This window comes from Lysinibacillus sp. A4 (assembly GCF_024919535.1).
Taxonomy (GTDB): domain Bacteria; phylum Bacillota; class Bacilli; order Bacillales_A; family Planococcaceae; genus Lysinibacillus; species Lysinibacillus capsici.
In genome coordinates this window covers 128,136-154,786 of the sequence record NZ_JANWTB010000012.1, presented here as the reverse complement: position 1 = coordinate 154,786, position 26,651 = coordinate 128,136, and the positions used below count along the sequence as shown (strand labels likewise).

18 protein-coding genes and 1 pseudogene are annotated in these 26,651 nt (G+C 31.4%); 15 read left to right on the top strand and 4 right to left on the bottom strand.

Annotation, left to right across the window (positions count from 1 at the left end; genetic code table 11):
- Positions 1-1,016 precede the first annotated feature (1,016 nt).
- Positions 1,017-1,271: a hypothetical protein gene (locus tag NY607_RS20645; RefSeq protein WP_259420310.1), complete on the bottom strand. Its 255-nt coding sequence runs from the start codon at positions 1,269-1,271 to the stop codon at positions 1,017-1,019.
- 498 nt (positions 1,272-1,769) lie between these two features.
- Here NY607_RS20645 and NY607_RS20640 point away from each other — a divergent pair, with 498 nt between their 5' ends.
- The 3 genes from NY607_RS20640 (at position 1,770) to NY607_RS20630 (ending at position 4,742) form a co-directional block, all read left to right on the top strand.
- Positions 1,770-3,188, top strand: coding sequence for an ATP-dependent nuclease (locus NY607_RS20640; RefSeq protein WP_259420312.1), 1,419 nt, complete (start codon positions 1,770-1,772; stop codon positions 3,186-3,188).
- Entirely contained in the window at positions 3,185-4,021 is an 837-nt protein-coding gene (locus NY607_RS20635; RefSeq protein WP_259420309.1) for an HNH endonuclease, read from the top strand. The genes NY607_RS20640 and NY607_RS20635 overlap by 4 nt, the downstream gene beginning before the upstream one ends.
- A 154-nt stretch (positions 4,022-4,175) precedes the next feature.
- Complete coding sequence (locus NY607_RS20630) at positions 4,176-4,742, top strand: recombinase family protein (protein ID WP_259420308.1); 567 nt, start codon at positions 4,176-4,178, stop codon at positions 4,740-4,742.
- Positions 4,743-4,789: 47 nt separating this feature from the next.
- Here the strand turns inward: NY607_RS20630 and NY607_RS20625 are convergent, their stop codons facing one another.
- The gene (locus tag NY607_RS20625; protein ID WP_259420307.1) at positions 4,790-5,977 is read right to left on the bottom strand and encodes a protein kinase family protein; all 1,188 of its coding nucleotides are present in this window, start codon (positions 5,975-5,977) and stop codon (positions 4,790-4,792) included.
- Positions 5,978-6,057: 80 nt separating this feature from the next.
- Between NY607_RS20625 and NY607_RS20620 the strand changes: the two genes are divergently transcribed.
- From NY607_RS20620 to NY607_RS20610, 3 genes and pseudogenes are all read left to right on the top strand, one after another.
- The gene (locus NY607_RS20620) at positions 6,058-6,912 is read left to right on the top strand and encodes a hypothetical protein (protein WP_259420306.1); all 855 of its coding nucleotides are present in this window, start codon (positions 6,058-6,060) and stop codon (positions 6,910-6,912) included.
- A gap of 215 nt (positions 6,913-7,127) precedes the next feature.
- Positions 7,128-7,766: a hypothetical protein gene (locus tag NY607_RS20615; protein ID WP_107894747.1), complete on the top strand. Its 639-nt coding sequence runs from the start codon at positions 7,128-7,130 to the stop codon at positions 7,764-7,766.
- A 362-nt stretch (positions 7,767-8,128) separates the two neighbouring features.
- A pseudogene (locus NY607_RS20610) lies at positions 8,129-8,311 on the top strand (GMP synthase (glutamine-hydrolyzing)); the annotation flags it as partial.
- A gap of 197 nt (positions 8,312-8,508) precedes the next feature.
- On the opposite strand, the gene NY607_RS20605 reads toward NY607_RS20610, so the two are convergent.
- Together NY607_RS20605 and NY607_RS20600 are read right to left on the bottom strand one after the other, a co-directional pair.
- Entirely contained in the window at positions 8,509-9,678 is a 1,170-nt protein-coding gene (locus tag NY607_RS20605; RefSeq protein ID WP_259420305.1) for a site-specific integrase, read from the bottom strand.
- 34 nt (positions 9,679-9,712) lie between these two features.
- Entirely contained in the window at positions 9,713-10,069 is a 357-nt protein-coding gene (locus NY607_RS20600; protein WP_259420304.1) for a helix-turn-helix domain-containing protein, read from the bottom strand.
- Between the two features lie 2,698 nt (positions 10,070-12,767).
- Between NY607_RS20600 and NY607_RS20595 the strand changes: the two genes are divergently transcribed.
- From NY607_RS20595 to NY607_RS20555, 9 genes are all read left to right on the top strand, one after another.
- Positions 12,768-13,007 carry a TIGR04540 family protein gene (locus NY607_RS20595; RefSeq protein WP_259420303.1) on the top strand — a complete coding sequence of 80 codons (240 nt, stop codon included), beginning with the start codon at positions 12,768-12,770 and terminating at the stop codon, positions 13,005-13,007.
- A gap of 28 nt (positions 13,008-13,035) precedes the next feature.
- Positions 13,036-13,650, top strand: coding sequence for a DUF1819 family protein (locus tag NY607_RS20590; RefSeq protein WP_259420302.1), 615 nt, complete (start codon positions 13,036-13,038; stop codon positions 13,648-13,650).
- Positions 13,643-14,209: a DUF1788 domain-containing protein gene (locus NY607_RS20585; RefSeq protein ID WP_016993251.1), complete on the top strand. Its 567-nt coding sequence runs from the start codon at positions 13,643-13,645 to the stop codon at positions 14,207-14,209. Before NY607_RS20590 ends, NY607_RS20585 begins: the two co-directional genes overlap by 8 nt.
- 18 nt (positions 14,210-14,227) lie before the next feature.
- The gene (gene brxC, locus NY607_RS20580; RefSeq protein ID WP_259420301.1) at positions 14,228-17,803 is read left to right on the top strand and encodes a BREX system P-loop protein BrxC; all 3,576 of its coding nucleotides are present in this window, start codon (positions 14,228-14,230) and stop codon (positions 17,801-17,803) included.
- A gap of 13 nt (positions 17,804-17,816) precedes the next feature.
- Complete coding sequence (gene pglX, locus NY607_RS20575; protein ID WP_259420300.1) at positions 17,817-21,320, top strand: BREX-1 system adenine-specific DNA-methyltransferase PglX; 3,504 nt, start codon at positions 17,817-17,819, stop codon at positions 21,318-21,320.
- Between the two features lie 82 nt (positions 21,321-21,402).
- Positions 21,403-21,534: an AAA family ATPase gene (locus NY607_RS20570; RefSeq protein WP_259420299.1), complete on the top strand. Its 132-nt coding sequence runs from the start codon at positions 21,403-21,405 to the stop codon at positions 21,532-21,534.
- Between the two features lie 33 nt (positions 21,535-21,567).
- Positions 21,568-23,367 (top strand): ATP-dependent nuclease, encoded by a 1,800-nt coding sequence (locus NY607_RS20565; protein WP_259420298.1) that lies wholly within the window; start codon positions 21,568-21,570, stop codon positions 23,365-23,367.
- A complete protein-coding gene (locus NY607_RS20560) occupies positions 23,364-25,310 on the top strand; it encodes a UvrD-helicase domain-containing protein (protein ID WP_259420297.1) in 1,947 nt (648 codons plus the stop codon). Before NY607_RS20565 ends, NY607_RS20560 begins: the two co-directional genes overlap by 4 nt.
- A gap of 109 nt (positions 25,311-25,419) precedes the next feature.
- Positions 25,420-26,628 carry a hypothetical protein gene (locus tag NY607_RS20555; RefSeq protein WP_259420296.1) on the top strand — a complete coding sequence of 403 codons (1,209 nt, stop codon included), beginning with the start codon at positions 25,420-25,422 and terminating at the stop codon, positions 26,626-26,628.
- Positions 26,629-26,651 lie beyond the last annotated feature (23 nt).

The following is a 26,651-nucleotide window of genomic DNA, read 5'->3' as shown; positions in this document are numbered from 1 at the left end:
TATTGAAAACCTTTCACACAATTCATTGATAGAATAGTGACCTTCTTCGAACAATTGAAGGATATGTAGTTTCAACTCGAGTGGATGTTTGCTTCGCCCCATAAAAAATACTCCCCTTAGATAAACAAATTTTATTTTTTAATCTGTCTACCTAATAGGGAGCATATCAAAGCTGAGTAGTGGTTTATTTTTTTCTTTTTACTTGCTAATCGCCTTTGAAACGATTCTGCTTATTGCTAAGATTGCTTGGTGTACCACCACTAAACAGTCTTATTTATAATCAATTCACACAAAATTATAGCATGATTTTTGAATTTTCTCTATACGGTTTGAATTGAATTATTAATTTTGATGTTCTCAAGTATGTGTGATTTATCCCTAGTAAAATGTATGTTAAGTTACATTTTTACTAGGCCTTTTAAACGTGAATTATACCCGCAAAGAATGCGTGTAAAGCCTACCAGTAAACTTGCTATCTCGATAATCTTATCTACCAGATTGATCTAGTATTTCGGTTGCGATATGGCTCACATTTCAATTACAAAATAAACGTCTATAAAACCATCGCAGAAAAGAACAATGAATTGCTCTCATTTTCTTTTGTGTTCAAAAATTGGGTAGGTACAAGGTAAATATAATGTAGCCGACCGTCTAGGAACAGATAAATTAATGAATTAATTAAAGGTATATTTTCTATTATTAATGTCCGAAAAGGATGATATATGGGGGGACGGAAAGCAGCTTTAAGAATAACAAAGATAATGGATTTGCTGATGAGCTAAAAGAAATGAGTAATAAATATATTCAAAAATCAACTAGTTGCATATTGGGTGTGTGGATTACTCTCATTGTTTCTTAGTATTACATTGTAAAGTGTAACGGCATAACAATTTGGTAATGGCTTCAGTAGTGTCTCATGAGCCATACTAGAGGCCTTAAAGGCGAGTAATTAAGGTAGCAAAAAAAGGACTTGCATATAACTTCTACACACAAGTCCTAGTAAATTTTTCTATAATTTATCTATCAAAAGGATTTTCACCTGTTGAAAGGTAATAATTAATATTATCTTCATTTCCTAAACTGCTGATTTCCATTGATGAATTTGTATTCAAACCTTTGTATTCAGATTTACTTTCAAGTTTTTTATCACAATCTCCTTTGTGAACAAGGTGACCGCTATGATAATTTCGATTACTATCTCTTACGATTACTACTAAGCCATTGCCTAAATCTGAAATAATTTCATCACACTCATGACATACTAAGACCATTGTACTCGCTCCTTAAGATATTTGAATTTTATGGATAATAAAACCACTTTATCATATTAACATATATTCAATTGTTATAGCTAGATGTGTAGTACAAGAAGTTGACGGGGCTTACAGAACATATCGCATATTGTAATTGTTGCCTAGTTCTTCAAAATGGTAGGATATGCATTTACGATACGTGTCAGACATGTATAAAAGATTAAAGGAACTATCGGGGGCATAAGTAGATAGTAGGTGTGTTGATTTGAAAGAATTAAATTTAACAAGGGCATACATAATACGGCTACCTCAAATGACGAATTCATGAAAATACTTAATATTTTGGTATTCAATTGATAGTAAATGTGGAAAAATTTGAAGTTGCTATTTATTCCAGTAGGGTAAATGAATAATGGGTTAGCATTGGTAAATGAAATCGGAGTTTTATTGAACTCCTTAAATTGGTAAAATAAAATTGATGAGTAATTGTTATTAAGGGGGATAAAATTGAATTTTGTGTTTACTAATTATTATACGAATGTAAGAAATGTAGTTGATATTTATCCTAGCGTGATATTATCTAGAGACTATTTTGATGATAATGGTTATAAAACCCTATTTAAGATGCGTTATTATGATGAAAACAAAAAGGAGCATTATATAGGAGAAATTAAAGTATTACATGAAACAGATACTACAACATATAGTAAAGCACCGAAAAAATTTAATAAATTACCCGAAAGCTATTGTTCTTTAGGACAAAGCATAAGTTATTATAAAAATTTATTAGAATTTGGGGAAAACATAGCTCTTGAAATTTTAAAAGGATTAAGAGATGTTTCTATAGATGATGATATATATAGGGAATTTATAGATAATGAAGGTTTCAATGATTCATTAATACGTTTTAGTGAGGCTGAAAAAGCATTAAAAGAAGCATCTTTATTGTTTGAAAAAATTGAAATTCAAAATAACTTTGTATTTTCGTTTTCCTATAAATTAGAGAATGCGAATGAGCCACATGTTATTAATTTTAATTTTAGTAAAGATGAAATATTACCATCTCGAATTAATGCATTAGTTGGTAAGAACGGAACTGGTAAAACTCAAATATTAGCCAAAATAGCGGCTATAGCAAGTGGATATGAAAAGTCTAGAAAAAATAGTTTTTCTCCTGAAAGACCTCCTTTCAGTAAAATTATTGCTATTTCATATAGTGTATTTGATGATTTTGATAGACCAAAAGAAAGTGATAAAACATTTAGTTATAAATATTGTGGAATCAGAGATAGTAAAAATAGAGTATTTACTTCTAAGGAGATTAAAGAGAGAATTCAAAAAAATATCAATACAACTATAAAAATGAAAAGAAAATCAATATTAATAGAAGTGTTTAAAGAAATTTTTGAACATAAAAATTTAAAAGAACTGGATAAGTTTTTAATTGATGATTTTCAATTAAGTTCTGGGCAAAATATTTTACTAATGACTTTGACGGATATATTAGTAACAATTGAAGAGGAATCTCTGCTACTTTTTGATGAACCAGAAAATCATCTTCACCCTAACGCTATTTCTAATCTTATTAATATGATTAATAAAATTTTAACGGAGTTTAATTCATATGCAATTATATCTACCCATTCACCTATAATAGTACAAGAAATTCCCTCTAAATTTATTAACGTTATTGAGAGAATTGATAATATACCTTTAGTCCGAAATTTACATATCGAGAGCTTTGGGGAGAATCTATCAGATATTACAGAAGAGGTATTTGATGTAAAAAGTACTCCAAGTAACTATAAGGAAATATTAAATGAACTTAGAGAAAATTTCACTTATGGAGAGATAATAAATTTGTTTGGTGGTAAATTAAGTTTTAATGCTCGAATATATTTAAAGAGCATGTATCAGGGAAGTGATGAGGAGTGAAGAATTTATTAGTAGTTCAAAGAAGACCTATTAAAGTATATAACGATATAACTAAGAGAACACAATTAGTTAAGAGAAGAGTTTTGTTAAGAGGAAAATTAAATGTGTATTTAAGGTATCGTGAATACAATAGGAATAAGAATGAATTAGTTATTACACAGCCTCTTGACTATAGAAATAATGAAACTCTTAAAAAATATTTAATCTCATGCTACGGAAAAAATGCTACTTTAAATAAATTAAAAAAAGAAATTAAGGAGGTACAAGAAGTTTATTATCAAGCACATTGTCCATATTGTGAAATAAATGAACCAGGAACTTTTGACCATTATCTGCCTAAAGAAGAGTTTCCGGAATACTCTGTATTGTCATTAAATTTAATTCCGTGTTGTAGTATATGTAATAGTTATAAAGGTGAATTATGGGAAAATTCCAATTCAAGGGTATTCTTAAATTATTATTTTGATGAAATTCCTCAAGAACGATTTCTATATGCAAAGTTAGACTATACAGATGGAACGGATGTTCCAAAAATTAGTTTTGAATTAAGGAATGACAATGGAATTGATTCAAGTATATTTCAAAGAATCGAGACACACTTTGATAAATTATATTTATTGAAGAGGTATATAAAGCAGGCTAATTCTAAGGTGTCTAGTATTAGAAAAAGCTGTATTTTAAAAATAAATGGAAGAAATAATATAGTTGCGGTGAAATCCATTTTAGAAGACGACTTAGACGTACTTGAGCAACAAGTAGGATGTAATAATTGGGAATATGCATTAGTTAAATCTGTATTAGAATCTGATGAGTTTTGGGATAATCTAATTTAAATAATAATAGTACATAAAACCATCGTTTAGTAGACAATTTTTAGACTGAGCATAAATTAATGTTTATGCTCTCTTTTTAATTGTTTTTGTCTACAAACCCGTCTATTATTGAATGTATATAAAACGTATAAGTAAATAGAATAGAGGGGTACATTTGAGTAGAATTATTGGTTATTGTCGTGTAAGTACAGAGGAGCAGAATTTAGATATGCAGGAACGGGCAATTCAAAATTATGCAGAGCAAAAAGGATTAGAGCTTGTCTTGTACGTAGAAAAAGTATCTAGTCGTAAGAATGAAAGAACAGAATTAATCAATGCAATGAAGGCAGCAACAAAAGGTGATTTATTCGTGGTTTTCAAATTAGATAGATTAGCTCGGAGCACAAAGGAACTGTATGAGCTTACAGACCAATTAAAAGAAAAAGAAGTGGATTTCGTTTCTGTAAATGACTCATTTGATACTTCAACAGCAACAGGTAAAGCTATGTTTGGAATGTTAGCTGTCTTTGCGGAGTTTGAAAGAGATATTATTCAGCAGCGTACAAAAGTAGGGTTAGAGGCAGCTCGCAAGCGTGGAAGAGTGGGGGGCAGACCTGCAATTGATGAAAAAACTAAGAAGCATGTAAGGGCATTATTTGAAGCAGGAAAAAGTGCAACTGATATTGCGAAAGAATATGGAATTGGAAGAGCAACAGTATACAAAATCATAAATGAAGAATAAATTAAAACTCAAGGAACAATAGATTTAGTTTCTTGAGCTTTACTAATTTAAATTGAAATTACCGATTTTATACATTTTTCAAATGCTAATTTAAGTTCTTCTAAAGTTTTAAACCTATTATTGATGTTTAAGTCTGTTCCTTTTTTTATAAAAGATTCGAAATCATCATTGAAAAACTTTTGTAAAGTTATTCTTCCCTCCATAACAAAGTAAATAATCCTAGAAAGTGCAAAAATCTCGTGTCGAAGTTCATAGTTACCAAAACCAGTTAGTTCTAAATTAGGGTCATTAAAAGACCCTTTAAATTCGGTATTACGGCTGGTTAAACTGTTATCTGGTAATTTAACTAAGCCAAAATCAGAAATCTTCACTACGTGCAGTTCTTCGTATGCTTTAAGAAGTATATTATTAGGACTTATATCTCTATGTAGAAGATTTTTGGAATGAATATATTCAAATGCTCTAATAATTTGATTAACTAATCCACATCTTTTGCTAAAGGTTAATTTGTTGTTGTTTTGATTAATGAATTTTTCTAATGTGTAATCTGCGTACTCCATATAATATTCATTTTTTAATGAGTCGTATTTGTATACTTCAATGATGTATGGAGAATTGAAGCTTTGCATTGTGTTAAACTCTGTTTCAAACCGTTTTAATTCCTTAGAAGATAACCCGTTTTTTGCACGTTTAATAACAAATGTTTTGTTATAAAACGTGTCTTTGTATTTAAAAACTTTAGCGTAAGAGCCTTCACCGATTAGTTTTAGTTCGTATAGCTGATTTTGTGAATGAGAAGATTTTTGAACATAGTTTTTCAGAGTGAAGATAGGGATGTTTTCTAAAATATTTATTTTTGTGAAATCCTTTGGGATATCACTGCCGTAAGAATCTTCTAAGAAATTATTTAAAGAATTTAGCACAGATAAATAATTTTCATGAATATTAAAGTTATAAACCGTTGTAGATAAGTTTGCTTGTAAATTAAATAATTCTTCGATTAAAAAAATTAAATCCCTACTTTCTTGTGCTGTAATTCTTCCATTAGATATTCTACTATTAACATATTTAAACAATTTATTTAATTGAAAATGGACTAGAGAGAAAACTTTTTGTAATGGCTGATTTATTGTTTCATAAAGATAAATAAGTCTATTTGTTGATTCTTCACCGAAACGTGTAGCAATGGAGCTATATTTATTGTTAATATATTCTAAGTTATTATTTTGTAGCATTTTTTTACATCTCCTTATATTGTAATTATAATTAAGATAAGTGATATTTCTCAAGTATGTAAAGAAAGGAAGTGTATCAGATGATTTTGACAAAGATTAAGAGTTCAGTATTTGAAGAAATGGATTTACAAAAAACGTTAAATTCTATAGAAGATTTTTGTTGTTATCTTGTAAGTCAAATAGAAATATTAAAGGATTTAGAAGTAGAATATTCTAAAGAAGTCTCTGAGCTTTTATCTAAAGAAACTCTCGAACGATATAAAAGTAATGCTAAGGTTTTAAAATTCCCATATAACAATTTCAAATTACAACGAGAATCATTAGATTTAGAGGAAGGATTCTTAGTGCAGAGTTGGTCAAACTTAGGTTCTTTATTAGAATCGACTTTGCAAATATTCTTAGCTTTTTATTATAGAGATTATATAACAAATAGGGGTAATGTTTGGGATGATAATGTAATCCAGAAACTAAATAATATGCTGAAAAAAGAATTTAACGAGAACCTTAAAAAATTAGTTGAAGATAGTGATATTAACTTTAGTGGTAAAGACAGAAAGAGTTTAATGAAAAAAATCGATGAGATTATTAAGGATAAAAAGAATTTGCCGATGATTGACAAACTCACTCTCGAGCCGTTAATTGCTTTTTATACTTCCAATAAAATTTTTAATTCTAATGAATATAGTGAGGAGGAATTCAGAAGAATAAGAGATTATAGAAATGCTATACATAGTTTTCAAAAGAGAGAGATTGGTAGTTGGGATGAACTGAATTATTATAGCAAAGTATTGTTAATGTTATTAATAGATATAAACTATAGATTACCAAGTTTACCAGATGAAATTCCTTTAACAGAAGAAATATACGATAAACAAATAGAATTAGTTATGCTAGAACAGCAATGGTTTGAATATACACTAAAAGGTGTTAACTAAGGGATTTTAGACGATGTGAGAACGGGTAATTAAGTACCATTAATAATAAAAGTAAAAGAGGATATTAATGTTTTAGGATTAGATTTAAATAAGAAAGAAAATGAAACAAATAATAGAGTTAGCGATTGCATTATGTGAACCATTCCTTTACCTTCTAGAATTGTGTTTAGCAACTAAAGGTAAGGGGAATTTTAATAGGAGGTAAGAAGTAAGATATGTTGTGGTTAATATATGAGGAATATTTTAATCAAAATGTGCGTAATACATTTTTTTTGAAGTATCTAAAATGGTATGTATGGGTTATCTCAGTTTCACTTTTAGCACTTACTGTGTATTTTTCTATTAAATTTTTCTTTTTACCAAATGGTTGGTTTCTCTTAGTCTCCTGTGTATTTGCAGCTGGTACTGGGCTTTACTTTGGGAATGAAGTGGAAAAATCTAAGTTGAAAAATATCGGAAACAAAGAAGATGTTTTTGACCATGATATGATTTCAATTAGAACCATATTAAATAAACGAGATATTAATAAAATTGAACAGATTGAGTTGTTAATAAATCAAATAAACGAAGAGGTGTCGGAATTAAAATTCAGTGAAAAAGTTTTAAAACCAATATCTAAGATTAGCACAGTATTAATAATACCAATAATAACTATCTTGACTAAAGAGTTGTTAAATTACAACGATATGGGAATATATAGTGTGATATTAGTTATTTTATTATGTTTAATGGTGGTAGGAATATTTTATATGATTAAACCTTTATTGGAACAAATATTAGATACTCCTTATAGAAAAATGCGTGAATTGAAAAGAGTACTAGAAGATGTTAAAATGCTAGATTTTTTAAAATAGTATAATTTTATATTATTAAGTACTAATATTGATTTTTAGTGAAGATGTAAACCATCGATTTTGAAATCAGAACCTAGAGTAAAATCTAGGATTTTTTTAACTCTTTAGAAAAATTAATATTCCCAAAACACCACAACAAGATTAATAAAGAAGTTTCTAAATAGTAATATATGATACACCTATCTAAGCTAATTTAGATAGGTGTTTTTGCTTTGTAAAATAATCAATAATATGTATGTTCAATTATTGAAAACATAACCATTATCATAGTTGAATAACGTTGTAAAATACCCCTTCACCTGCTACAATTGAGTGAACAAATAGTGTGATAATTTGAGTCACCATATATTTTGAAATTACCGTATGACTACGCAATCGGCATCCGTGCGGTTACATCTATCGACGGTATGACTTCTGACTGGGCACGCATTCCTTGGGATGTATTAGAGAAAATCTCTGTTCGCCTTGTAAACGAAGTGAAACACGTAAACCGCGTAGTGTATGATATTACATCTAAGCCACCAGCAACGATTGAGTGGGGATAATTAATAAAAAAGTAAAAAGCCTGGTAGAGCCTTATCTAATAAGGTTTCTGCTAAGCTTTTTTTATGATTAATGTATAAATAAAGGGGTTAGATTTAAGTATTTCTTTACTTATTGCGAATACCTTTAAAAAAGAGAAAGAAAAAGTGCCAAAATACGGATGTACTTTGGCACGAATTTAGATTCAACTAATAATCATTTATGCTGTACGATTAAATCGTTTTACTAATAGACTGCATAATTCAGGAATGCAATGAATATACGTATCTATCGTTGTTGTTATGTCTGTGTGACCTAAGAAATGTTGAATGAATTTTACGTCTTGCGTTTGATAATAGATGCGTGTAGCACAAGAGTGACGTAAGCCATGAACTGAAACGGGCTTTAAACCATGTTGGATTTGGAATCTTTTTAACCAGGCATTTAATTTGCAGTTATTATAAAAAGTATTTTTATAGTTTGGAAAGATAAACTGCTCGCTGCCTTGATGCTCAAGATTTTGCCACTTTAATTGCTCTGCTTGGAGTTCCTGCCATTTTAATAATGCTTGGAAAGTTTCCTCATCAATATCAAGCCTTCTTTCACGAAAGTTCTTTGTACTTTTAATATAAGGCTTATTCGATTCGTCCGTACCAATAGCTTGATGAATACGAATTTTTTTGTTTTGAAAATCAATATCCTGCCATTGCAGTGCAAGAAGCTCCCCTTTGCGTAAGCCTAAATTTACAAGCACGAGAAAAATTGCAATTTTTGATATATCATCTGTTGCTTTCAGCTTTTGAATAAAAACACCCAATTCATCGGGTGTATAGAACAGTTTTTCAGTTTGTTTATTACCATTCTTACGAAGTGCCATTTTTTCATTAGAACGTAATTCCTTGATATCAATGGGATTTTTTGAAATAATTCCGTAATTGACCGCATGTCCTAAGAATTTGTTTAGTTCACTTGCTACCTTTGAAGGTCTTTTTAACTTCTTTTCCCATACTTCAAATGACCGTAAAGTGTCTGGGTAGGAAATATTTCTAAGCTTTAAATTCCCATACAAGGGTAGGATATGGTTTTTAAACATTCCTTTAATTTTCCCTAAAGTACTTTTTTCGACACTACTTTTTTGAAGGTATTTTTCATAGTGATTATGATAGAATTGCTCAAATGTAAGATTTGAAATGTCAGTAACTCTTTTTTGTAGTCTTACCGCTTGCATTTTGGTATAAAAAGCTTTTGCTTCATTTTTTGTTTTAAATCCACGCTTTGTAATGTCGATTTGCTTTTTCGTATAAGGATCGATACCCCCATACATTTTCACCATATAATGAAGAACGCCTTTTTTCATATATTCTTTAATCGCTTTGTCCATTGTTGTCATTAGAATAATCTCCTTTTGTGTTTTCCATTATTTTCTACGCTTGTACAATTTTTAAAAAGTGATTAATTTCCGTTATGGAGAATCGCTTACTACGACCAATTGAAGTAAATTTAAGCCCTTGATCAATAAGCCTTTGTAAGCCTTTGTAGGAAATTCCTATATAGTCGCAAGTTTCCTGAACGTTCAGCCACTCTTTAGCTGTAAGCTCATTATGCTGTGCAATTGTTTCATCAAGGTTTTTATAAGGAGAAAATCCAAGCTTTTTTCCAAGGTAAGAATCAAGCTTTGTATCAAGGATTAATTCAATATTTTTTTCAAGGATTTTTTCAAGGCTTTGTGTAATCAAGTGTTCCATTTTTTCTTCGATTGATTTTTCAATAGTTTGTTCCATTTGTTTGTCCTCCGTAATAGATAGTAAGTGTTATTAAGTCAGTAAAGAATTGATACCCCAAGCTATACACTTGCAGAAATGAATATTCATAAAAAAGTGTCGGATACATCTGAATGTCGGTTATATGATGTGAAGCCAGCTGAAGTATAGCTACGACACTCTACAAACTTGCAGAAATGAATATTCATAAAAAAGTGTCGAACACATCTGATTGTCAGTTATAAGAGGTGAAGTTAGCTGAAGTATAGCTACGACACTCTATACAATTGCAGAAATGAAAATTCTAGAAAAAGTGTTGGACACATAGAATCAGCTATTCATCAGCATTCTAAGTACGAGAAAAACCAGAATTAAGATAATTCAATTGTTTACTTCTAAACATTTGAATTACGTAGCTATGTTGTTTGATTGGAAATTTTAGATTTGAGGAGAAGGATTACAGAGAGAGGTTTATTTTGTATTTTAGAGTTGGAACTGACATAAAATGTCATATTAAGTATAAGAAAGTCGATGCTAAACCATTTGAAGTGATCCGACAACAAGTAGGCTTACGCACGCACGAATATACGCCAATATCTGCTTCTAGTTCCAAGGAGGAAGCGAGTGCGTGCACACATATAGGAATTTGTTGTACACAGTTGTCACATTTTAGACGCAATTGTGGCATTCCTGCCGTAAAGCCAATTAAATTCTAAGCCAATAAATTCAAATAAATAGGGGATATAAGAGCATTCTGATCAGCAGATTCATTTGAGGTCTAAATGCCTTTTTCTTTATAATTAATAGTGTTTGGGTTTTCCATGATATGTGCCATTAAACGAAATGGCATAAGCGTGCTCGGAGCGAGAGTAATCCGTAAAGCTCGCACGGACATATGTACAGCAACACCGGCCTCTAGTTCGAAGGGAAACACGGGTGTGTGCACACATATAGGAATTTGTTGTGCAAAGTTGTCGCAATTTAGAAATAATTATGACATTCCTTCCGTAAAGCCAACTAAACCCTAAGCTAATAATTTCAAACATATAGGGGCTATAAGGATATTTAGGTCAGCAGTTACATCAGAGGTCTAAATGCCTTTTTCTTTTTAATTAATAGTGTTTGGGTTTTCCATGATACGTGTTAGTAAACGAAATGGTATAAGCGGGCTTGGAGCGAGAGCAATCCGTAATGCTCGCCTGTAGTGATCCGACAACAAGTAGGCTTAGGCACGCATGAATGTACAGAGATTCGAAGGAGGAAACGAGTGCGTACACACATATAGGAATTTGTTGTACACAGTTGTCACATAACAAATAGGGGCTATAAAAATTTTCGATCCAGCAGCCACATTTGAGGTTTGAATACCAATTTCCTTTTAATTAATAGTGTTTTGATTTTATAATGCCAAATAAGTTATATAACATTTATACAACTTATATCGAAAAAGCATAGGGTGTTTCTCGGATAGTAGTGCCACATTTATATGGGAAATGATATAAGTTTTACAACATTTATATAACTTATATCGAAAAAGTCATAGGGTGCTTCTTGGATATTAGTGCTGAATTTATATGAAAAAGGACATAATTTATATAACATTTATACAACGCTTATATAACTTATTTATAACTGTTATATAAGTTTAAATAAAATTTAAAAGGAAGAGAATGACCGAAAAAACTACAATTAGATTCTTCCAATGAAAAAGGTACATACAGATCAAAATAATGCAGCTATAATGCGAAAAAGTTATATAACATATGCAAGAAACAATATAAGTTAAACAACATTTAAGCAACTTATATCGAAAAAGCCATAGGATGATTCTTCAATATTAGTGCCGCATTTATATGAAAAATGATATAAGTTAAACAAAAGTTATATAACATTTATATAACTGTTATATAAGTTTAAAGAAAATTTAATAGGAAGAGAATGACTAAAAAAACTACAATTAGATTCTTTCAATGAAAAAGCTCTTACATATCAAAATAATGCAGCTATAACGCAAAAAAGTTATATAACAATTATAACCTATGTCAAAAACAATATAAGTTATATAACATTTATACATGTTATATCAAAAAAGTCATAGCCGTTACTTGAATATTCAAGCTACATTTATAAAAATTGAGGGATTATTGTTGGAAGGAATTTACTAGAAAAACTATTAAATAATTATTCCATTAAAGCGGGGGTAAATAACAATGGAAGGATTCGACTAAAAAAACTATTATTTGATTCTTCCGAGGGTTTTAGTTTAATAAGAGCTTAAAATTCGAAAAAAAGATGAAAAAATCTCGAAAAAAATTTGAAAAAAAGTTTAAATTTTTTTATTAGGAATCCTTTAGTACCAAGGGTTGAAGGGCATAATTACTTCGGCAATATCCCCCTAACCAATCGCTTACACGTAAGAGAAATATTGCATTACTGAACTTGCTGCCGTGGTTGAAGTTAAAACGGGAAATTAGCAAGGATTGCTTGCCAAATTTAGTGACGTTAAGTAGGTCACTCGCTTGTAATTTGTAGAAGTTAATGAGCTTAGTTTCGTAACTTCATAGCTTGCTGATTCAATGTATGTAATGAACATACTAATTGAGGTGTTCAAAAATTTATGGTAATATATTTGATTTTGTCCTTGAAGTAACCCTTTAATGAGAATAAAGTAAGAATAAGATATAAAATTTGTACTAATAATGTAATTGAGGTGTTACAGGTGGTTGTAAAACGTTTTTATCGAACACAGCGCGATTTAGCAAAGGCTATAAATGAAGTAGTGGACGCGTATTGGCAAGAGGCAATAACTGAAGAAGAACTTATTTCAGATGTACATGGTATGTATTTAAATAACTCTGACAAGCTAATGAAGGATGGGGTTTTTACAAAAATTGTTCAGCAGCAATGTGGGAAAAGGAGACTTTCATTAATTAAGAAAATTGTGGAAATTAACAAGTGAATTAGTCTTGATAGAAGGAGAGATTTGAATGACAATGGATATAGAATATTCTTCTGTCTTAACAGGTGCTGGATTTATGCTTTACGAGGTGAAGCAAGTAGCAAAATTAAAGCAACAAGGTTTTTCGGATAAAGAAATTCGATATAAAGTATTAGAAGAAAACATTTTTCAATATGAAAAGCTATCAAGTGTTAAAAGAGCGATGCCGTATATTTTAAAGCGAGTGGACTTACTAGACGAATTATTAATGCAAATGTTGATTGATGAGCCGTATGAGGTGGGAAAAGTAATCAACCTTTATGCCATCATGAAATTTGATCGTCTTTTTTATGAATTCATGCAGGAAGTAGTAGCTGAGAAGTTGAACAACAATGATTATTACCTTGATAAGGTTGACGTAAATGTATTTTTTGCAGCAAAGATGGAGCAAAGTGAATTTATGGCTAGTTGGTCGGATACAACAGTAGCGAAACTTAAACAGGTGTTCAAAAAAATATTGTTAAATGCAGGTCTACTAAAAGATTTAAAATCCAATGAGTTAAACCGTTTGTATATCGATGAGCGTCTAAAAATTCATCTGAATCATCTTGGTGATGTTAAGTATGTGCAAGCAATGGGAGAAGCAGGGGGCTATCATGGTTAATTTTAATGAGCGACTGGACAAAATTATTCCAAAGCTAAAAGAAGATAAGTTCATTGAAGGTAGAGGTCTAGGTAACGAAATTAGCTTCTATGTATTTGATTATGAACCTGTTCATGAGCTTGAAATGAGAGATTATATACAGCACATCAAAAAAGAATTCGACTATGACGGCTCAACACGCCAAATATTAGAGGTGGATTTATATAAGACGCTCCTTGAGATAACGAAAGAAAAGCGTATTTATGAGCGGATTTTTCAAATGGAAGAAAGACAGGGTAAGGAAGCGTTGTTTAAAGCAATGACAACGTTTGCAAAGCCAGAAATCTTCCTTAATAAAATCAAAGAAAAATTAGATGGTCATAATGTGATTTTTCTTACAGGTGTAGGGAAAGTATACCCTTTTGTGCGTTCCCATAACATTTTGAACAATCTACAAGAAATTTTAGATAAGACACCAGTTGTTATGTTTTTCCCAGGTCAGTATGATGGGCAATCATTACAGCTATTTAGCAAATTTAAAGATGACAACTATTACCGAGCGTTTCGATTAATTGATTAGAACAGGGAGGCTATATAGATGATTTTAAAGGATATGTTTTTAAAGAGTATTGAACGCGATATCCGTGGTGTTATTAAAGTAGCACAAACAAGTGATAAGGATATTTATAACGAGTTAGATGAGTATGTAGTGACACAAGAATTACATAAGCACTTTTCGAAGTTTTATGATAACTACCAACGAGGAATTGTTGGGGAAACAGATAAAATGGGCGTTTGGATTAGTGGGTTCTTTGGTTCTGGTAAATCGCATTTCTTAAAGATTTTAGCGTACCTATTAGAAAATCGTATGGTAGAAAATGAATACCCTGTAAATTTGTTTGAAGATAAGATTAAAGATCCATTAGTATATGCCAATATGAAAAAAGCAGCAGATATTGAAACGGAAGTTGTTTTATTTAATATTGATTCAAAAAGTTCTTTAGATAACAAATCAAAAGAAGATGCTATTTTACGTGTATTTATGAAAGTGTTTTATGAGCACCGTGGCTATTACGGAGATATTCCAGGTGTTGCTGAGATGGAGAAGTATCTTGATAGACAAGGACAATTTGAAGCGTTCAAGCAGGAGTTCCAATCGCTTGTAGGCGAAAGCTGGGAAGAACGCCGCAGCACGTTTTATTTTGATCAAGACTTTGTTATTGAAGCTTTAGGAAAAGTGATTAACCTATCAGAGGCTTCTGCACGCAAATGGATTGAAGAAAAAGTAGATGACTTTGAAATGGATATTCAAACGTTTGCGAAAGACGTAAAGGAATACATAGATTCAAAGGGGCCAAATTTTCATTTAGTATTTTTAGTTGATGAGATTGGACAGTATATCGGTGATAACCGTAATTTAATGCTTAATTTACAAACGCTAACAGAAGATTTAGGTACTTACGCTGAAGGTAAAGTATGGGTAATGGTTACTTCTCAGGAAAGCATCGATTCGATTATTAAAGTAAAAGGTGATGACTTCTCACGTATTCAAGGACGTTTTGATACTCGTTTGTCTTTATCTTCAATTTCAGTTGATGAAGTAATCAAAAAGCGTATTTTAGAAAAGCAACCGCATGTAACAGATAAATTAAAGGCAATTTATCCAGAAAAAAGTGCAATATTAAAAAATCTAATTAGCTTCCGTGAAAGCACGGCTGATTTACGTGGCTATGATCATGAACAAGAATTTGCGGAAGTGTACCCATTTATTCCGTACCAATTTAAGCTACTTCAAAACGTATTTGAGCAGGTACGTAAGCATGGTTCATCAGGTAAGCATTTATCTGAGGGAGAGCGTTCAATGCTGTCTGCTTTTAAAGAAGCAGCACTATTCTACAAGCAGGAAGAAGAAGGTACATTAATTCCTTTCTATGCCTTTTACGATACAATTAAAGAATTTTTAAACCCAGCGATTTCACGTGTAATTGATGGGGCAAAAGAAAACCCAGCGTTGAAAGATGATGAGTTTAACATAGACTTATTAAAAGTGCTATTCATGATTAAGTACGTGAAAGAGCTACCAGCTACAATCGATAACATCGCAACATTGATGGTAACAAACATTGATGAGGATAAACTACAGTTAAAAGAAAAAATTAAATCTGCTGTTCGTAAATTGATTGCACAAACATTAATTCAGAAAAACGGTGACTACTATGTGTTCTTGACAGATGATGAGCAAGATATTAATCGTGAAATTAAGCAAGTGACTATCGATGAGGATGTACTAAAACGCGAGTTAGCAAATACGATCTTCCTTGATTTGTATGAAGAAAAGCGTTTTAACTATTCGAAGCATTATGCCTTCCCATTTAATCAAAAGATGGATGAAAAAAATTATGGCAACCAAACGTCTTCGATTGGTGTGCAAATTATTTCACCATTATCGGATCATTATCAAAAATCGCAACAGGAGCTAATGCTGCTTACATCTGGCAGTGGAGAAATGCTTATCAAGCTAGGTGCAAATGATTCTTATGTAGAAGAAATGGAAGAAGCATTAAAAATTGAGGACTATCGCAAAAAGAAAAATCCGTTGCAGCAACCTGAAAACATTCAAAACATTTTAAATAACAAGCAAGTCGAAGTGAAGGATCGTAAACGCCGAGTAAGAGATTTATTAACAGAGGCTATTAAGGATGCAGAATTCTACATTTACGGAGAAAAGGTAGAAATTAAAGGCTCTTCTGTAAAAGAAAAAATCAATGCAGCATTTAAAGTGCTAGTAGATAACGTTTTTATTAAATTAGGCTATATTCAAGATCATTTAGATAGCGAAAAAGATTTAGTTACTTTGTTAAATACGGATAACAGTCAATTATCTTTGGATGATTCCATTGTGGCAAAGCCTAACCAAGAAGCAAAGCGTGAAGTATTTGAATTTGTTGATTTACAGGATCAAATTAAGAAACAAATTACGGTAAAGAAAATATATGATCGTTATCAGAATAAGCCATATGGGTGGAAGCCATTAGATATTGCTGCACTTATTGTAGAGCTTTTAATGGAGCAACGAATACGTATTCGCTACAATTCTGAATATATTGAGCCAGCAAAAGATACGAATAAAATCATAACAGCTTTAGTCAAGTCGTCAGAGTCAGAAAAAGCGATTGTTGTCAAACGTACTAAAGTAGATGAAGCATTAATTCGAACTGCTAAAAGTATTTGTAAGGACGTGTTTAATACAACGAACTTAGCAGATGATGAGGATGGCTTGTTAAAAGACATTCAAAGCTTAATGGAAACGCAAATCAGTGAAATTAAAGGCTACAAGGCTCGTTATGAAGGACGTAAATATCCAGGGATGAGCTTATTAAATAAAGGGTTAGAGTATTTCGAGCAGTTTGATGCCAAATTAGATAGTGTTTCCTTCTTTGAAAGGCTAAAAGAGCTAGAGGATAACCTGTTAGATTGGGAAGAGGACATTGCTTATGTGAAGAGCTTCTTTGAGACAAATCAAAAGGAGCTATTTGACAAAGGCTTAGCGGCATATAAAAAGTATGAGGACAATAAGAATTATTTATTTGGTGAAGAAATTGAACAGCCAATGCAGCAGCTACAGGCGATATTAAATGATCCGATTCCATACAAAAAAATTAAAGAAATCCCAGAGCTGACGAATGCTCTCGATGTTTCATTTAATAAGGTCTTAACAGACAAAATTGCCTTTGCACAAGAAAAGGTGCAGCTAGATTATGATGAGGTAGTATTATTATCTCGACAATATGGTGTATCTGCTGAAACAAAGCAAAACGTGGAAGCTTATTTTACTAAGCTATTAACTGATATTGCAGCATTTACTGACATCTATAAGGTGGATGCTACGATTTCTCAAAGTGCGAGCTTGAAGGACAGAATGATCCGCATCATCAATCAAGACATAGCACAAGAAGAAAAACGTAAAGCTAAGCAAAAGGGTATAATCGGTGGGGAATCAAATGTCCCACCAGTAGAAGAACCGATTGTTCAAAAAGAATCTATAAAAGTGTCGAAATTAGTGCCAATGAAAACACTTGCAACTGAGCAGGATGTCGATCAATATATTTCAACACTGTCTGCAAAATTAAAGCAAATTATTAAATCAAATAAACAAATTGAGTTTATTGAGTAAAGGATGTTGAGCAATGAATAAATCGGCTTTAAAGAGCTTTGCAACAGAAGCACGCCGCGAACTACTTGAAAAAATTAAACTACAAGCATTGAAGCTTGGCATTACACCAGAAGCAATCCAGCAAGCATCATTAGAAAGCTCGGACGCCATCTTTATTGATGGCAAGCCGCTTTCAGAGATTGAGCGTAAGCAACGCAATAAGTTAATCGCACGTATTAACGAAATTGGGTATGACGAGGTAATAAAGGAAGCGGCGTATACATGGTTTAATCGCTTCATCGCATTACGTTATATGGAAGTGAACGATTACTTACCAACAAAGGTACGTGTACTTTCTTCAGTGAACCCAGATAGTACAGAGCCGGATATGTTTAAAGAGGCATTAAATTTGGATTTACCGATTGATAAAGAGCTTGTCTATAACTTAAAAATTGAAAACAACACAGATGAGCTCTTCAAATATCTAATCAAAATTCATTGTAATGATCTGAATCGCTATATGCCGTTTATGTTTGAGACAATTGAGGGATATATGGAAGTTTTGTTCCCAGATGGTCTTTTAGGAACAGGTACATTCGTTCGCCAAATGACGGATGAAGAGTATATCTCAGAGGAAGGTTGGACAAAGGTTGAAATAGTTGGGTGGTTATACCAATACTATATTTCAGAAGAAAATGAACGTGTTATTAAAGCGAAGAAACGTTATAAAGCTGAGGAAATACCATTTGCCACTCAACTATTTACACCTGAATGGATTGTACGTTACATGGTACAAAATGCATTAGGGCGTTACTGGATTGAATCACATCCAGAACAAAGAGATTTAATTCAAAACTGGGAATTTTATTTAGAAAATCCGAATCCAGAACCTGATTTTGAAGAAAAGCTAGCACCTTATATCAATAAAGAACTAAACGTAGAAGACATTAAATGTTTTGACCCTGCAATGGGAAGTGGACATATTTTAGCATATATGTTTGATGTACTGTATGAAATCTATAGTAAATGCGGCTATATGGAACGAGAAATTCCACGTTTAATCATTGAAAAGAACCTATATGGATTAGATATTGACGAACGAGCTTTTCAATTAGCTAGCTTTACAGTTGTAATGAAAGCCTTACAATACAACAAACGGTTTTTACGCATTATCGAACGTGACGGTTTGGAAATGAATTTAGCAGCTATACAAGAAACAAATAACCTGACAGATAATGAAATTGCATTTTTAGCAGGTGAAGCGTCAGGTCAAAAATATGATGACATATATAACTTCATAAATCAGTTTAAAGATGCAAAAGCGATTGGTTCACTAATTAAAATAGATTATTTCGATATAGCATTTTTAAAACAAAGAATAGTAACGATTGAAGAGGCCACTGGGAACTTATTTGAATTAAACATAAAAGACCAATTAATACCTTTATTAAAACAACTCTTAAAACAATCAATTATAATGACAACAAAATATGATGTCTTTGTTACGAATCCACCTTATGCGGGAAATAAGTATTTAACACCAGAAATCTCAAACTACTTAGCAAAAAATTATTCAGATGTAAAATCAGATGTATTCTCGGCTTTTATAGAGTATAGCTTTGAAGCAACGAAAGAAAATGGACACACGGGCTTCATGACACCGTTTGTTTGGATGTTTATTTCATCTTACGAAAAATTAAGGGGTAAAATTATAAATAGTAAAACAATTAGTAGTCTTGTCCAGTTAGAATACTCAGGGTTTGATGAAGCAACAGTGCCGATTTGTACATTTACATTACGAAATTATAATTGTGAATTGAATGGCGAATATATTCGATTATCTGATTTTAGAGGGGCAGAAAATCAATCGATTAAGACATTAGAAGCTATTCGAAATCCAAGAGTACATTACAGGTATACATTTAATCAGAAATACTTTAATGAAATCCCAGGGGTACTTATATCATATTGGACCACTGATAAAATTAGAAAAGCATTTACTAATGGAATAAAGATAGAATCGATTGCTGAACCTAAAAGTGGCTTATCAACTACAGATAATAATGTATTTTTACGTTATTGGCATGAAGTATCTAATAGTAATATTGGCTTTAATATTCTAAATTTAAAAGAAACAGAACAAAATCAATTAAAATGGTATCCTTTTAGCAAGGGAGGAAGCTACCGAAAATGGTATGGAAATCAGGAATATGTAGTTAATTGGTATAAGAACGGTAAGGAAATTAAACTAAAAACTAAAGGGGCTGCTGGTGGGAGAATTGTTAGCCCGGAATATTATTTTAAGAGTGGAATAACATGGTCAGGAATTTCGAGTGGTTTACCTTCGATGAGAATTTTAGATAATTCTATATTTGGAAGTGGTGGCAAGGCACTTTTCTCTAATGATAGAATGTATTATTTAGCTTTTTTAAATTCTAATGTTTCTTTAGAGTTACTAAAAATTATAAGTCCAACAATTAATTTTGAAGCAGGACATATAGGAAAGCTTCCTATTTTTTTAGCTCAAGAAAGTATAAAAGCAGAAATTGCATCTCTAACTGAATATAATATTAGTATTTCAAAAAGAGATTGGGATTCCTTTGAAACCTCCTGGGATTTTACTAGGCATCCAATGTTAAATGAAAATTCGTTAACTCTTGCTTCTGCTTTTGAACAGTGGTCGTATTTTACTGAATCACAGTTTAATCAGTTAAAAGATAATGAACAAAAGCTTAATCGTATTTTCATAGACATTTACGGTTTACAGGATGAATTGACGCCAGATGTGGATGATAAGGATGTGACGGTACGGAAAGCTGATTTAGAGCAAGATATTAAGTCATTTATTTCCTACGCAGTTGGCTGCGGTTTTGGTCGTTATTCTCTTGAAGAGGAAGGACTCGTGTATGCTGGTGGGGAGTTTGATTTGAATCGTTATAAAGCGTTCCCAGCTGATGCGGATAATGTGTTGCCGATTTTAGTTGGTGCTTACTTTGAGAATGATATTGTGTCGAGATTCGTTGAATTTGTACGGGTGACATTTAGCGAAGAAACACTTGAAGAAAACCTTGATTTTATTGCGGATGCTCTTGGTTGTAAGAAAAATGAAACAGCACGCGAAACAATACGCCGTTATTTCTTAAATGATTTCTACAAAGACCATATCCAAACTTACAAAAAACGCCCTATCTATTGGCTCTTCACATCAGGCAAAGAAAAGGCGTTTAACTGTTTAATTTACATGCATCGCTATGATAAAACAACCTTATCTCGTATCCGTACCGACTATGTACATGAGGTACAAAATCGAATGGATGCACAGAGAACGGATTTATTGAATATCATTAATGGTGATTCAACTGTTAAAGAAATTGCAGCTGCAAAGAAAGAATTAAAATCACTAGAAAAGAAAATTGATGAATTAAAAAAATATGATGAGTTATTGCATCATATGGCGGATCAGCAAATTGAAATTGATTTAGATGACGGTGTGAAGCATAATTATGAGCTATTTAAAGGACTAGTAGCGAAGATTTAATTATAGAAAGGGAAGCAGTTGTTATAAACTTGCTTCTCTTTTGTTTACTATAGTAGATACAAATGAATAGGGGGAAAGAAAAATGTATATTTCAAAACTCAATATTTCAGGATATAAAAATGCGAAAGTAAATTCAGAAATTGAATTTAGAAAGGGCTTAAATATATTAGTTGGTGAAAATGGAGCAGGTAAGACAACAATTATTAATGCCTGAAGGTTAGCACTTAAAGAAAATGAATTTTCTTATATGAATATATGTGAAGATGATTTTTATGTTGCATTAGACAAATCATACATAGCCGCCAAAATTTCTATTGATTTAATATTTGAGGAATTGAATCAGGATGAACAAATAACTTTTCTAACTTGGTGTGATGAGAAATTTAAAGCACAGCTGCATTTAGAAGTAAATTCATCTCCAAATAGGAAGGGATACTATAAAAAGGAAATTTGGGGTGGAGCATCTAAAGCTAGTATTTTTGAAGAAGAAACGTATGAATACATTGATTGTATTTACTTGCCACCTCTAAGAAATGCAGAGGAAAAATTAATTAATGGAAGAAAATCGCGATTGGCTCAATTGTTAAAAAAGCAATATGGTGATAATAAAGATACGTTGGTAGAAAAAGTTTCCAATTTTAATGAGCAAATTACAACTAATACAAATGGTGATTATAATGAAATGGAATCTGCAAGAAACAGTATAAATAAAAAGTTAGAAGAAGCTTTAGGAAGTAGGCTAGGTCAGAGCATTAATCTACAATTTGCAGAAACTAGCTTCAATCGAATTGTAGAAAGTATAAAAATGGTCTTTTTTCCTGGCATTAAGCAAACAAATCAAGAATTTTTTAGAGACATATCAGTAAATAGCCTAGGATACAATAATCTGCTTTATATAGCAACTGTATTAGCGGAACTTGAATTATTAAAATCTACAAATCTGATGACGGTCTTATTAATTGAAGAGCCGGAAGCACATTTACATCCACAATTACAAATTAAATTTATTAAATATTTAGAAAATATAACGAGTGAATTAGACAATATTCAAGTTATAGTTACAACGCACTCACCAGTATTAGCGGCATCTGTAGATTTAGATAATTTAAGTCACATTACATATCTAGATGAAAAAATAGTTGCTTCATCGTTAAAAAATATTGATTTAGGTAAGAGTAAAAATTATCTCAATCGTTGGCTAGATATTACAAAATCTACTTTATTATTTTCGAAAGGAATTATTTTAGTTGAGGGTATAAGTGAAGCAATGCTCATTCCAACTTTAGCTAAAATTGTTTTAGCGGAGTATAACTCAAAAAATACTGAGGATCAATTGCCAAGTTCTTTAGAAGAAGCAGGAGTGTCTGTAATCAATATCTATGGAATTAACTTTACACATTTCATGAAACTATTTGCAAACTTTGAGGATACAACAGGAGTTCAGAAACTACCGATTTTTTGTGCAGGTATTACAGATAATGATCCAGCAAAACAAAAGGTAGAAATTCGTGATGATTATGGTGAATTAGTAATGAAGGATGGCAATCCAGCGACGGAATTAAAAGAAGTTTATCCAACTGAACAGGTTTTAGGAGCTAATAGTGCATTGAAATTAAAAGAGGAGATTAATAAAAGCGATTGGGCTAGATTATATAGTTCCCCACTAAAAACTTTTGAATACGATTTATTGATGGAAGGCAATATTGTAATAATGACGGAGGTTCTTAAAGGTTTGTGGCCGTCTGAAACAGGAAGTGTATTTAAAACATGTAAGGAAATTGTTGAACGAGATAATATTTATTCTGATATAAGTTTAAAGGCACAGGATGCAATATTTACATTTACGCATATTGATGATGAGAAGGTTGGCAAAGGGATGTATGCTCAGTCTTTGACATCTTATCTTGAGGGGGAAATATGTGGGGTAAATAAATTAAATTTAGAAACAAATGAAAAGTTACATAAAATACAAAAACTTTTTAAAGTACCTACTTATATTAAGCAAGCGATCATTTGGGCGTGTAAAGGGGATGAATGGTGCGAATGAATAAATGGGAAATGGAACAAGAGATTGTAAAAGTTTTAGTAAGTGATCCAAATATTTCGGACAAATTTAAAGATTTTATTTTTGAAAAAGTACGAGAAAAAACTGAAGAACAATTACAGTATATTTTATCGCCTATTAATCAGAATGTATTTTTAGAAGCTTGTGCAGGAAGTGGTAAAACAGAAGTTGTTGGTATGAAGGCTGCCTATGAAATAAATAGATGGAATAATCAATCAGGTGGATTAGCAATTTTAACATTTACAAATGAAGCCACTGAAACTATTCAGATTAGAGCGAATCAATATTTAAATAAGTCCTCATTATATCCGCATTATATTGGTACTTTAACAGGATTTATTCATGGATATATTTCGCAAAATTTCGGGAGTATGTTTATAAAAAATAACAAGTCAGAGGCAAATAGATCGTATTCATTAATTGAGAAGAATACATCAGTTATTAATAACTCATGGCTTACTAAGTATAAGTTTAAAACCCAATATCTTACTAACGATGGAGGGAAGATTAGTATTTATGCACATCAAGTATATTACGATAATAAAATTGAAGATTTCGTAATTAATTTATTCAACAGTTCTATAGCTTTAAAAGAATATTATGAATCAAAAGTTTTTCAAGAGTATGTAAAAGATTTAAGAGTAAAGAAGCAGCAACCATGGTTTTTGCAGTATGACTATATTAAGGAACAATTTAAATCGGATAAAGGAGATTTCTACAAAGACGGTTTTGCAAATTTTGAAGATATGTACCATTTAGCATATTATGTATTGAAGAATAATTCGTTTTTAGCAAAGCAAGTTGTTAAACGATTTCCTGTTATTATTGTAGATGAATGCCAAGATTTATCATGGGTTGAGCTGGCTATCTTGACAATATTGGGTGATGTAGGAGCTACCGTACATTTTGTTGGAGATTTAAATCAAGCTATATATGAATTTAAAGATGCTGATCCTGAAGCTACATCAGAGGTGGTTGCAACTTTTAATTGTTTAAAATTAACGAATAATTTTAGAAGTCATGATTCAATTGTTAAGGTATCCAACAAAGTGGCATCTATTAGTCAAAAAATGATTGGGCATGCAACGTGTAATTTCGTTCAAGAGAGCGTTTGTTATTATGAATATAATGATGTTCAATCATTGAAAGATAAATATATAAAATTCCTTAAAGACAATAATATTGCCATTAAAGATTCCATAATGTTAGTCCGACAACAAAAATTAAAAGATATTTTAGGAAATAGTCAAGAAAACCGACATCCAATCTTAGAGGCGTTACACCTTTGGAATAATGGGGTTCCTTCCAAACAAATTCAGGCTCTCGAATTAGTAGGGCAGGGTCTTCAAAAATATTTTGGTGTTACGAAAAACAAAAGAAGTTATTATTGCCCAGTGTCAATCGATTCATTATATAGATGGAGAATTTTTTTGAAGGATTATTTAAATTTGTTTAATGAATATCCAGAGTTAATGACTTTTGATAATAAAACTTATGGTGAGTGGTACAAGCTGTTTAGGGAGAATGCAATCAGTATATTAAATAAGGCTTATAAAAATTTGAAGCAATATGATAAAGAGGAACGCGATTTTTGTAAGGTAAAGATTATTTGTCCTAGTGGAACGGCGAAAAATAAGATAACTTTTACTGCTATTACAAGCGATGATAACTACCCTAAAGTTAATACTATTCATGCGGCTAAAGGAAACGAATATGATTCAGTGATGGTGGTATCTAGTGAAAGAAATACAGGGCAAGGGAATGGGCATTGGAAGAAATGGATAGATGGAAATGGAGAGGGGAGACGAATTGGTTATGTCGCAAATTCAAGAGCAAAGTATTCTTTAATATGGGCAGTACCGATTCTAACTGATGAAGAAAAGAGCTTGATAGAATCCTATGGTTTTAAGCCTATGGAAATTTAAAAATATAACTAATTGTAGCCCTGTATCCTTATAGGTTAAAGGATACAGTAATAGATCCTTTCAATTTGTTTATATGTAAACATTTACTTGAATATAGGGGGCTGTAAGTATGACAGATATATTTAAAGATCCAATCTTACATTACAAAAACTTTAAAATGGGAACCGAAATCGAAATTGCGGGTACATTTATTTATAATGGGATGAAAGAGCTTGAACAAATTAATTTATTTGATATTGAAAGTGAAATGTTCATGCTTCTTTATAATTTAGCTGTTGGCATTGAGAGGCTACAGAAGGTAGTAATCGTATTATCTGAAAATATTGAGGATATTACAATTTTTGAGGATAGCTTGAAAAGTCACAATCATCAAGACCTACATAATCGTATTATAAGAAATGGTATTGCTATTAGATTAAGTACGAGGGAAAATGCTTTTCTACAATTATTAAGTATCTTTTATGATAAGCATAGATACGGTAGATTTCATGTATCAACGGAATTGAAAGCGGAAAAGTTAGAATTATCGAACTACATTCGTCGGAGTTTTAAAGGAAATTATGAAGAAGATTTTTTCTCAGGAAGCATACGAAATAACGAAGAACTTAAAGATTTTTTTGGTAGAGTTATTGGTTCAATTTCTAAAAAGTACTATATAGAAATTGAACGCTTAGCGAGGATGCAAAGTATTTACACGTATGAAGTTAGATATGGTTCCAAGGCTGAAAAAGTATTTATACAGGAATTCAGAAAAAACTCATTACAAGAACAGAATATAAACGAAAAAATAGCAGCAAAAGAGTTAATCGTTTTTTTAATGAAGACGAAAGATAAAAATCCATTCATCCGATATATCAATGATATTGAACCTTTAGATTTTGATATTGCAATGGCTAATGATTATCTGGAACAAGTCATAGCTGGAACCATTTCGCAGGAGTTAGTTAGTACTGTAGAATATGAATATTTAGAGAATGATTATTCTGTAGAAAGAGTTAGGCAAATGGATGTAATAGGAAATAGTAATGTTCATTTTGATTTTGCTCAAATTTATAGGTGTAACGGTTTATTGAAGTGTTTTTTGAATAATGAAGTAGAATGCTATACATTTGCTAATGAATTTTTAGAAGAAGTATCATATTTAGATGATGATTATGGTAATAGCATCTTAAAAGAAATGTCGGTACTTTGTCGAAATTTCCTTAAGCAATATGAGAATGGTATGGATACGTCGAAACAATTAAAAGAACAATTTCATGAAATATATGAAGAATTTAAGGAGTTTTATTGTCTTCATGACATTCAGCATGAAGAATAGAAAGAAATTACTCAAAAGGATAA

What these genes read in the sequence shown, in the direction of transcription:
- NY607_RS20645 (WP_259420310.1), bottom strand. Translation starts at nt 1,271, where the DNA reads ATGGTCTTAGTATGTCATGAGTGTGATGAAATTATTTCAGATTTAGGC.
- NY607_RS20625 (WP_259420307.1), bottom strand. Translation starts at nt 5,977, where the DNA reads ATGCTACAAAATAATAACTTAGAATATATTAACAATAAATATAGCTCC.
- NY607_RS20620 (WP_259420306.1), top strand. Translation starts at nt 6,058, where the DNA reads ATGATTTTGACAAAGATTAAGAGTTCAGTATTTGAAGAAATGGATTTA.
- NY607_RS20615 (WP_107894747.1), top strand. Translation starts at nt 7,128, where the DNA reads ATGTTGTGGTTAATATATGAGGAATATTTTAATCAAAATGTGCGTAAT.
- NY607_RS20605 (WP_259420305.1), bottom strand. Translation starts at nt 9,678, where the DNA reads ATGACAACAATGGACAAAGCGATTAAAGAATATATGAAAAAAGGCGTT.
- NY607_RS20600 (WP_259420304.1), bottom strand. Translation starts at nt 10,069, where the DNA reads ATGGAACAAACTATTGAAAAATCAATCGAAGAAAAAATGGAACACTTG.
- NY607_RS20590 (WP_259420302.1), top strand. Translation starts at nt 13,036, where the DNA reads ATGACAATGGATATAGAATATTCTTCTGTCTTAACAGGTGCTGGATTT.
- NY607_RS20585 (WP_016993251.1), top strand. Translation starts at nt 13,643, where the DNA reads ATGGTTAATTTTAATGAGCGACTGGACAAAATTATTCCAAAGCTAAAA.
- brxC (WP_259420301.1), top strand. Translation starts at nt 14,228, where the DNA reads ATGATTTTAAAGGATATGTTTTTAAAGAGTATTGAACGCGATATCCGT.
- pglX (WP_259420300.1), top strand. Translation starts at nt 17,817, where the DNA reads ATGAATAAATCGGCTTTAAAGAGCTTTGCAACAGAAGCACGCCGCGAA.
- NY607_RS20570 (WP_259420299.1), top strand. Translation starts at nt 21,403, where the DNA reads ATGTATATTTCAAAACTCAATATTTCAGGATATAAAAATGCGAAAGTA.
- NY607_RS20565 (WP_259420298.1), top strand. Translation starts at nt 21,568, where the DNA reads ATGAATATATGTGAAGATGATTTTTATGTTGCATTAGACAAATCATAC.
- NY607_RS20560 (WP_259420297.1), top strand. Translation starts at nt 23,364, where the DNA reads ATGAATAAATGGGAAATGGAACAAGAGATTGTAAAAGTTTTAGTAAGT.
- NY607_RS20555 (WP_259420296.1), top strand. Translation starts at nt 25,420, where the DNA reads ATGACAGATATATTTAAAGATCCAATCTTACATTACAAAAACTTTAAA.